Origin of the sequence: Streptomyces sp. NPDC088194, assembly GCF_040702025.1 — a bacterium.
Lineage (GTDB): Bacteria > Actinomycetota > Actinomycetes > Streptomycetales > Streptomycetaceae > Actinacidiphila.
Genome location: NZ_JBFBIV010000037.1, coordinates 70,609 through 78,990 on the forward strand (window position 1 = coordinate 70,609; position 8,382 = coordinate 78,990).

An 8,382-nucleotide genomic window follows, 5' to 3' on the forward strand; every position below is an offset into this window, starting at 1 on the left:
GCGGCTGGTCTTATGCCCCGCCACGACTGCACCATGCCACGCCGCGTGACTTCCGACCGTGACGGTTATCACGCTGGGTGACGACGGCCGGCCCGTATCACCGTACGGCCGGCCGCGCGTCCCGCTACGCGTCCCGTGCGCGCAGCACCGCCGTCCCGGCGAGCAGCGCCGCGCCCGCCCAGCACGCGAGCACCCCGAGCCCGGCCCACGGCCCGATCGGCTGGGTGTGCAGCACCGACGGCACCGTGGTCTGCACCGCGAGCCCCGCGCTGGACGGCCCGATCTGCTGGAGGTGGCGCTGCCAGTGCGGGTCCGCCACCAGCGCGGCCGTGATCGGGAAGAGGTAGAGCAGCGCGAGCACGGCGCCGATCGACGTGCCCGGGTCGCGTACGGCGGCGGCGGTACCGAGCGCGAGCAGCGCGACCAGCACCAGGCACAGGGCCGAGCCGAACCCCGCGCGCAGCACCGAGCCGTCGGTCGCCGACAGCGCGGGCCGCGCGGCCGCGGGCAGCAGCAGCCGCCCGGCCAGCAGCGACCCGCCGACCGACAGCAGCGCCGCGGGCAGCACCATCGCGGCGAGCACCGCCGCCTTCGCGGCCAGTACGGTGCCCCGGCGCGGCATCGCGGCGAACGTGCTGCCCAGCATCCCCGTGGAGTGCTCGCCCGCGATCATCGCCGCACCGAGCACCGCGGCCACCGCCTCGCCGAGCTGCACCCCGGTCAGGCTGACCTTCGCCGCGTCGGTGCCGGGGTGGAACGACACGGTCGCCGCGGCCACCGCACCCAGCGCGACGGTCAGCAGGACGAGCGCGCCGAGCAGCGGCCGGGTGCCCGGGAGCGTCCACACCTTCGTCCACTCGGCGCGCACCGCGTCCCGCAGGGGTTCGAAGCGGGGCGCGGGTGCGCGGGACTCGGGTGCGCGGAAGGCGGGCGGCCCGCCGGGGCGTTCAGGCGCGCGGGATGCCCCGGGTGTCGCGGATGGCACGGATTCGCCTGCCGGCGCGGGGAGTTCGGGCCCGCCGGGTGCCGTTCTCATGTGTCCCTCCTGCGCAGCAGCGCGTACGCGACGGCGAGCACGACCGCGGTCCAGCCGCACAGCACGGCCAGCCCCGCCCAGGGCGGCAGCGGGTAGTAACCGTCCGACGGCGCGTAGACGTTGGCGACCTGGTGGTAGCGGAGCGTCGTCTGCTGGATGGCGAACGCGGCCGCCGGCGTCACCCGCAGCACCCAGTCCGCGGCGGCGTCCGGGAGGGCGGTCATCGCGAGGATGTAGGGGAGCACCACCCCGGCGACGACGGCGGTGACCGCGCCGGTCGCGCGGCGCAGGATCGTGCCGACGGCCAGCGCGAGGACCGCGGCCAGCGCGACCAGCAGGGCGGTGCCGACCACCACCCGGGTCTCGGTGCCGAAGCTCGCCGGGAGGATGAAGACCCCGTTGGAGCGCAGCCGGTGGAGGGTGAGCACGAGCGTCAGCACGGACGCGGCGAGCCCGACCGCGAAGGCCGCCGCGCCGACCACCACCGCCTTGGCGGCGAGCACCTGGCCGCGGCGCGGCTGCGCCGCGAGGGTGGTGCGGATCAGGCCGCGCCGGTACTCGGCGGTGACGAACGACGAGCCGACCACCACCACGACGAGCAGCCCCGCGAACGTGCCGGCCAGCCCGCGCTCGATGCTGCGCGCTCCGAAGACCTGGCCGCCCACGGCGGGCGCGATGTCGCCGGAGCCGCTGACGGAGAAGACCTCGCCGTTCGCGGTGGTGCGGTGGGTGGCGGCGGAGAGGGAGGCGGAGAGCGGGTCGCCGCCGACCTCGGTGGTCTGCCAGCCGTGCGCCGCCTGCGCGGTGGAGCTGCCGCCGGTGCCGCTCCCTCCCGTGCCGCCGCTCCCGCCGGTCCCGCCGGTCCCGCCGCCGCTCAGCGTGACGCGGTCGAACGCGGCCGTGGCACGGGTCGGTGCGCTCATCGCACTGCTGCCGAGCGCGTGCCGGTCCACCTCCATGTGCGCCGAGGAGGTGACGAAGAGGCCGACCCGGGCGGTCGCGGGCAGGTCGGGCAGGGTCGCGGTGCCGACCGTCGTCCAGTGGGTGCCGTCGGGCGAGGTGGCGCCGGTCAGCGTGCTGCCCGCGCGGGTCAGGCGCAGCCAGCGCGGGGCTGCGGCGGAGGGCGCGGCGACCTCGGGGCCCGCCGTGTCGTGGGTGAAGTCGCTCTGCATGCGCACCCCGTGGCCGCCGGTCACCATGACCGCCGCGTAGGTGCTGCCCGGCGCGGTGCCCGCCTTGACGATCAGGCCGGCCTTGGCCCACGCCTCCAGGTCGGGGGTTCCGGTGCCGTCCGGGGTGCGCGCCGCGATCCGCCCGGTCATCGAGGTGATCCGGGCGGTCAGGGTGCCGTCGGTGCCCAACGGCCGCTGGACGAAGGTGAAGTCGTCCACGACGGCCACCCCGCCCGGCCCCTTCGGCGGCCCGCACACCTTCATGCCCGGGCAGCCGCCGGACCGGGTCGCGTCGGCCGAGGCGTAGCCGATACCCACGACCACGACGAGCGCGGCCACGAGGGCGAGCATCCAGCCGCGTACGGTGCGCAGCTTCGTCCACTCGGCGCGGACGGTCAGCGGGAAGCCGTTCACGCCTGCTCCCCCTCGCCAGCGCCGCGCACGTCCTGACCGCCGCGCACGTCCCGGCCTCCGCGTACGTCCTGACCGCCGCGCGCATCCCGCGCGCCGCCCCGGTCCTGGCCGCCGCCCGGGTCCGTTCCGCTGAACTCGACCTCGTCCCTGGTCAGCCGCATGTACGCGTCCTCCAACGTGGCCCGGTGCGCGGTGACTTCGGCGAAGGGGACGGCCCCGCGGGTGAGATGGGCGACGACCTCCTCGGCCGGCAGCCCGGAGACGTGCAGCGCGCCCGTACCGGCCGGGACGGCGGTGCCGCCCGCCGCGGTGAGGACCTCGGCGGCCCGGTCCGGCCGCGGCGTGCGCAGCGTGACGTGACCGCCGGCCGAGGCGGCGGCGAGGAGGTCGGCCACCGACGTGTCCGCGACGACCCGGCCGCGGCCGACCACCACCACATGGCTCGCGGTGTCCTGGAGTTCGCTCATCAGGTGGGTCGAGATCAGCACCGCCCGGCCCTGATCGGCCAGCGTGTGCAGCAGGCCGCGCAGCCACACGATGCCCTCGGGGTCCATGCCGTTGAACGGCTCGTCCATCATCAGCACCCCGGGGTCGCCGAGCAGCGCCGCCGCGATGCCCAGCCGCTGCCGCATGCCGAGCGAGAAGCCGCCCGCGCGGCGGCCCGCGACCGCGGTGAGGCCGACCTGCCCGATCACCTCGTCCACCCGGCGCGCGCCGATGCCCTGCGAGCGGGCCAGCCACATCAGGTGGTCGCGGGCCCGGCGGCCCGGCTGGAGCGCGGCGGCGTCCAGCAGCGCGCCGACGTGCGTCATCGGCCGGCGCAGCGCGCGGTACGGCCGGCCGCCGATCAGGGCGGTGCCCTCGTCCGCGGTGTCCAGGCCGAGCACCACCCGCATCGTGGTCGACTTGCCGGCGCCGTTCGGCCCGACGAAGCCCGTGACCCGGCCCGGTTCGACGCCGAACTCCATCCCGTCCAGGGCCGCGGTCGCCCCGTATCGCTTGCGCAGGGCCCTGACGGCCACTCCCACCTCGCCCATGGCGACGTGTCTCCCTCCGTGCGCGCGCCGCCACCGCCGTCCGGCGGCGTACCCGCGCTGTCGGCACCGGTTGTACGGCGCGGGCGGTGACGGCGCGGTGACGGCCGCCGTCACCTCGCTGACACCGGGCGGCTGGCATCGTGGACGCATGAGAGTGCTGGTGGTCGAGGACTTCGAGGTGCTGGCGACGGCGCTGGCGACCGGGCTGCGCCGCGAGGGCATGGCGGTGGACGTGGCCCTGGACGGCACGCAGGCGCTGGAACGGCTCGCCGTGACCCGCTACGACGTGGTCGTCCTGGACCGCGACCTGCCCGGGGTGCACGGGGACGAGATCTGCCGGGGGCTGGCGGAGGGGCCGGCGCAGAGCCGGGTGCTGATGCTCACCGCGGCGGCGGCCGTCAGCGACCGGGTGGACGGGCTCGCGCTGGGCGCCGACGACTACCTCCCCAAGCCGTTCGACTTCGCCGAACTGGTCGCCCGGGTACGGGCGTTGGGCCGCCGTTCGACGCCCGCGCTGCCGCCGGTGCTGGCCGGCGGCGGGGTGCTGCTCGACCCGAACCGCCGCACCGCCTTCCGCGCAGGGCGCCGGCTCGACCTGAGCCCCAAGGAGTTCGCCGTGCTGGAGTGCCTGCTCGGCGCCCGCGGCGCCGCCGTCTCCGCGGAGGAGCTGCTCGACCGGGTCTGGGACGAGGCGGTCGACCCGTTCACCACCACCGTGAAGACCACCGTCCGGCGGCTGCGGTTGAAGCTCGGCGACCCGCCGCTGATCGCGACCGTCCGCGAGGGCGGCTACCGGATCGAGGAGTCGTGAGCGCCGCGCCGGGCGGCCCGCCGCGGCGGGTGGCCCGGCTGCTGCCGCGGCCCCGTACCCTTCGGATGCGGCTCGCCGTGCTCTACGGCGCCCTCTTCCTCGCCTCCGGGGTGCTGCTGCTCGCCATTCCGAACCTGTTCGTGGGATCGTCCTCGGCCGTCAAGGCGCCGGGCCCGGAGGTGCCGCCGTTTCCGGACGGCTCCAGGCCCGTGCTGCCGATCCTGGGCGGCGGCCGGGCCTCGCTCGCCGAGACGCAGCGCGGGCGGGACATGGACCGGTACGTCACCGGGTCGGTGATCGCGCTGGTGGCGCTGGTGGCGCTGTCGGTGGGGCTGGGCTGGCTGCTGTCCGGGTGGCTGCTGCGGCCGCTGCGCACGATCACCGCGACCGCCGGGGAGATGTCGGCGGCCAGCCTCGGGCGGCGGCTCGCCATCCGCAGCTCGGGCGACGAGTTCACGCAGCTCGGCCGGACCCTGGACGACCTGTTCGCCCGGCTGGAGGCGTCCTTCACCGCGCAGCGGCACTTCGTCGCGAACGCCTCGCACGAGTTGCGCACCCCGCTCGCCGCCGAACGCACCCTGCTCCAGGTCGCGTTGGCCGATCCGGACGCCGACGCGGCGACGCTGCGGGCCGCGTGCGAGCAGGCCCTGCTGCTCGGCGCGCAGCAGGCCCGCCTGATGGAGGCGCTGTTCACGCTGGCCACCGGGGAGCGCGGGGTGCGGCGGCGGGAGGACTTCGACCTCGCCGAGGTCGCGGCGGGGGTGCTGGCCCGCCGGGGCGACGAGGCGGCCGGCCTGCGCATCCGGGTCGAGGCCGACCTCGACGAGGCCCCGGTCTCCGGTGACCGCGGCCTCGTCGAGATCCTGCTGGACAACCTCGTGGACAACGGACTGCGCCACAACCACCCCGGCGGCGACCTCCGGGTCCGCACCGCCGTCTCCGCCGGCCGCCGCGCCTGCCTCGAAGTCGCCAACTCGGGCCCCGTGGTCCCCGAGGCCGACCTCGATCGCCTCTTCGAGCCCTTCCAGCGGCTGGGCACGCCCCGCACCCGCGCCCGGACGGACGACGCCCACCACGGCCACGGCCTGGGTCTGGCCATCGTCCGCGCCGCCACCACCGCGCACGCCGCCGCCCTCACGGCCACGCCGCACCCCGCCGGCGGCCTCACCGTGCGCGTCGACTTCCCACCCGGGGACGCGAGCGGCCCGGGTGGCCCGGGCAACGCGGGCAACGCGGGCGGCCCGGCCGACAAGGACGCGCCGGCCGGATCACGCTGACCGGCAGCCGCCGGGGGCGGTACGGGTACGGGCCGGGGTCCGCGCTCGGGCTCAGCCGCCGGGCTTCTGCTTGGCCACCCGCCGGCGCAGGGCCGGACCGATCCGGACCAGGGCCCGCCGTTCGATGCCGTTGATCCGCTTCTCGACCGCGGCGACCCGCTTGCGCAGCGCCGCGGCCTCCTTCTCCGCGGTGACGTGCCGCTTCTCCGCGGCGGCGACCCGCTTCTGCAATTCCCGGTTCTTCCTGGCGAGGTCGTTCGCGCGCCGCTCCGCGGAGGCCCGGTCCGTGGCGATCTGCTCGCGCAGCCGGGCGAACCGGTAGCGCAGCGCGCCGTCGTCGGCGCCGTCCCAGAGGCTGACGGACGGCGGGAGTTCGGTGCCGGCCAGCCGGGCGTCGAAGGCCGCGCCCGCGTCGCCGTGGGAGTAGGTGTTCGCCAGGTCGTTGCGGTCGAGGAAGTCGGTGTAGCGGGTGAAGCGCTCCTTGTGGCCGTTGAGCAGCCCGCTGAAGTCGGCCTGCTCGTACAGCTCGGCGGGGTCGGTGTCCGCGGGGACGTCGGTGAGCATCCGGTGCGGCAGGTCGAAGTAGCGGCACAGTTCGAGCGTGCGCGAGTCGTGCGTGAGCACCACCGCGGGGGTGCCGGCCAGCAGCGCGGCGATGTTGCCGTGGATGCGGGTGCCGTACGCGAAGTCGTGGCCCGCCAGTTCGTCGAGCCAGGTCCGGGGGTCCAGCGGGACGCGGACCTTGTCCGCCCGGAACAGCTCGTGGGTGAGCTGGAGCGGGAAGGCGTCGTGCCGGCCGGCCTCGGCCGAGGTGTCGCCCCAGAAGAGCAGTTCGGCGTCGACCAGGTTCTGCGCGTAGTACGTCAGGGCCGGGAAGCGCTCGAAGGCGTACCGGGCGAGGCCGCCGATGTCGCCGACCGGGATCGCGTCCGGTGACAGGTTGATCGCGATCCGCGCGTCCGGGCCGATCGTGCCGGGGTCGGAGGGCACCGGGAAGACGTCGCCGTGCAGGAACATCGACGGGCAGCCGATGATGTCGACCTGGTCGAAGCCGAGGCCGCGCAGGTACGACGCGGTGAGCTCGCCGCGCACCCCGATCGAGGCGGAGCGGTCGAGCACGGCCCGCACGAAGCGCCGCACCGACTCCTCCATCGGCCCGAGCGTTCCGAGGTCGTAGTCCGCGCCGACCTGGGCGCCGACCCCGACCACCACCACGGGGATGGTCAACTGCTCGATCAGCGCGGACAGCCGGTCCAGCGAGGCGCGGAAGCTCGGCCGGAAGGCGTTGGCCAGCGGCACCACGAAGACGTCGTACTCGTCGTTGATCCGCGCGGCCCGCTGCTCCGACGCGTCGGTCCTGATGCCGTTCGAGACCACCTCGGTGTCGGGGGTCAGCAGCATCCGGTGCACCGCGTCGCTGAACAGCAGGTTGCCGGAGTTCGTGCCGAAAAGGTCCTGGTGCAGGAACTCGGCGTGCGTGGCGGCGTGGAAAGGGCTCTTCCCGGACCGGATGAGTATGCGCTTCACGTGCCACCCCTCGCTCTTTCGGACAGGGGACAGCTCTCACCTGGCGCGACGCACGTCCGGGGCCGACCTCCGAGCGGGGACGATACCCCACGGCACTTTGAATTCCTATACGAAATCATGGGGAAGAACAGAGGAACCCATGGCGCCTCACAGGGAAATCCTTGGTGCGGCAAAGATCGATTCATGAACTGTGCATTACTTGTGCCTCGTCTGTGCGCCCAAGCCGCACGCACCCCCGGCAGAGGGTGCCCGGGGGGCGGGCCGGGGAAGGGCCCGGGACGGGGATGAGCTTGGATGGAGGGGAGGCGCAGCACGAAGAGAGCAGCACGAAGAGAGAAGAGAAGGGCGGGTCGCGGGATGGCGGTTACGGCGCTGGTGGTGCAGAACACTCCGACCGGTGGGCCGGGGCGGTGGGAGCGCTGGCTGGACGAGGGCGGGCTGACGCTCGACGTGGTGCGCGGCTACGCGGGAGAGGAACTGCCCGAGCGGCTGCGCCCGCGCCACCAGGCACTGGTGGTGCTCGGCGGCGGCTACCTGCCGGACGACGACGCGCGGGCGCCGTGGCTGGCCCGGACCCGTGAACTGGCGCGTGAGGCAGTGGAGTTCGGGCTGCCGGTGTTCGGGATCTGCCTGGGCGGGCAGTTGCTCGCGCAGGTCGCGGGCGGCGCGGTGCGCGGGGAGCACGGCCAACCGGAGTTCGGCAGCACGCAGTTGACGCTCCGCCAGGAGGCCGCGGACGACCCGCTGTTCGCCGGGCTGCCGGCGCGGCCGCACGCGATCGAGAACCACGTGGACGCGATCACCGCGCTCCCGCCGGGCGCGACCTGGCTCGCCTCCACCGACGGTTGCCCGTACCAGGCGTTCCGGCTGGGCGAGCGCGCGTGGGGCGTGCAGTTCCACCCCGAGGCGGACGCCGAGCGGATCAGCGGGTGGGACACCGACCGGCTGGCCCGGCACGGCGCCGACCGCGACACCCTGCACCGCGCCGCCCTCGCCGCGGACGCGGAGTCCGCGGCGGTCTGGCGCGAGGTGGCGCTGCGCTTCGCCGGGCAGGCGGTGGCCGCGGCGGCGTGACGCGGCGCGAAGCGGCGGCCACCCGGACGTACCC

General features: G+C 75.4%; 7 protein-coding genes. 3 read left to right on the forward strand and 4 right to left on the reverse strand.

The annotated features are described in order from the left end of the window. Positions 1 to 124: 124 nt before the first annotated feature. From AB0399_RS21585 to AB0399_RS21595, 3 genes are read right to left on the reverse strand one after another with little or no spacing between them, the layout of a single operon-like run. Entirely contained in the window at positions 125 to 1,036 is a 912-nt protein-coding gene (locus AB0399_RS21585) for an ABC transporter permease (protein WP_366412436.1), read from the reverse strand. After that, on the reverse strand, positions 1,033 to 2,622 hold the full coding sequence (locus AB0399_RS21590; protein WP_366412437.1) for an ABC transporter permease subunit: 1,590 nt from the start codon (positions 2,620 to 2,622) through the stop codon (positions 1,033 to 1,035). The genes AB0399_RS21585 and AB0399_RS21590 overlap by 4 nt, the downstream gene beginning before the upstream one ends. Next, positions 2,619 to 3,659 (reverse strand): ATP-binding cassette domain-containing protein, encoded by a 1,041-nt coding sequence (locus AB0399_RS21595; RefSeq protein WP_366412438.1) that lies wholly within the window; start codon positions 3,657 to 3,659, stop codon positions 2,619 to 2,621. The genes AB0399_RS21590 and AB0399_RS21595 overlap by 4 nt, the downstream gene beginning before the upstream one ends. A 148-nt stretch (positions 3,660 to 3,807) precedes the next feature. Between AB0399_RS21595 and AB0399_RS21600 the strand changes: the two genes are divergently transcribed. Next, the gene (locus tag AB0399_RS21600; protein WP_329364832.1) at positions 3,808 to 4,470 is read left to right on the forward strand and encodes a response regulator transcription factor; all 663 of its coding nucleotides are present in this window, start codon (positions 3,808 to 3,810) and stop codon (positions 4,468 to 4,470) included. After that, positions 4,467 to 5,747 (forward strand): HAMP domain-containing sensor histidine kinase, encoded by a 1,281-nt coding sequence (locus AB0399_RS21605; protein WP_366412439.1) that lies wholly within the window; start codon positions 4,467 to 4,469, stop codon positions 5,745 to 5,747. The genes AB0399_RS21600 and AB0399_RS21605 overlap by 4 nt, the downstream gene beginning before the upstream one ends. A 51-nt stretch (positions 5,748 to 5,798) precedes the next feature. Here AB0399_RS21605 and AB0399_RS21610 read toward each other — a convergent pair whose 3' ends face one another. After that, positions 5,799 to 7,274, reverse strand: a complete 1,476-nt coding sequence (locus tag AB0399_RS21610) for a polysaccharide pyruvyl transferase family protein (RefSeq protein ID WP_366412440.1) — start codon at positions 7,272 to 7,274, stop codon at positions 5,799 to 5,801. A gap of 357 nt (positions 7,275 to 7,631) precedes the next feature. Here AB0399_RS21610 and AB0399_RS21615 point away from each other — a divergent pair, with 357 nt between their 5' ends. Beyond that, positions 7,632 to 8,348 (forward strand): type 1 glutamine amidotransferase, encoded by a 717-nt coding sequence (locus AB0399_RS21615; RefSeq protein ID WP_366412441.1) that lies wholly within the window; start codon positions 7,632 to 7,634, stop codon positions 8,346 to 8,348. Positions 8,349 to 8,382: the final 34 nt, after the last annotated feature.